The 546-nt window shown below is 68.3% G+C and carries 1 protein-coding gene; it reads right to left on the bottom strand.

The features are described 5' to 3' along the window. Window positions 1-319 precede the first annotated feature (319 nt). Window positions 320-546, bottom strand: a 227-nt coding sequence (locus AC1DWH_RS20065; protein WP_477095138.1) for an early set domain-containing protein, incomplete at its 5' end; no start/stop codon positions are given.

The raw sequence follows: 546 nt of genomic DNA, 5'->3' as shown, positions 1-546 counted from the left end.
CGTCCGAGCAAAGAGGGCCCAGAACCCGACTTTGCTCGGACGTTGTCGCGTTCGCTGCACAACGTCCGAGCACCTGCGGGTCAGAGGCCCCACTTGCTCGGACGTTGTCGCGTTCGCTGCACAACGTCCGAGCACCTGCGGGTCAGGGGCCCGACTTGCTCGGACGTTGTGCATTTCAGGGGCGGACGTTGCGCCGGCCAGGGGCCGGATGTCGGCGCACATGCAGGTCAGAGGCCCCTTCTGCTCGGACGTCGAGGCAGGCAGACGGCCGGCCCGGGAGCGTGGAGCTCCCGGGCCGGCCGTCGTCGTGAAGGAAGGGTCAGTGCGTGACCTTGACCTTCAGCTCGGAGCTGCTGGTGGTCCCGAGCGGGTTCGCCAGCTCGGCGCGATAGACGTGCGTGCCGACCGATCGGCCGGACACGCTCGTCGTCGCCTGCTGCGCGTTGAACCCGTTGGCCGTGAGGGACTGGGTGTCGATGAGCACCCCGTCCTCGTACAGCCGGTAGACGGTCGCGTTGGTCCCCCACCAGAGGTTGGTGGTGAGGG

This window comes from Cellulomonas sp. P2_F12, from assembly GCF_056403775.1.
This window is presented reverse-complemented; position numbering and strand designations above follow the sequence as displayed.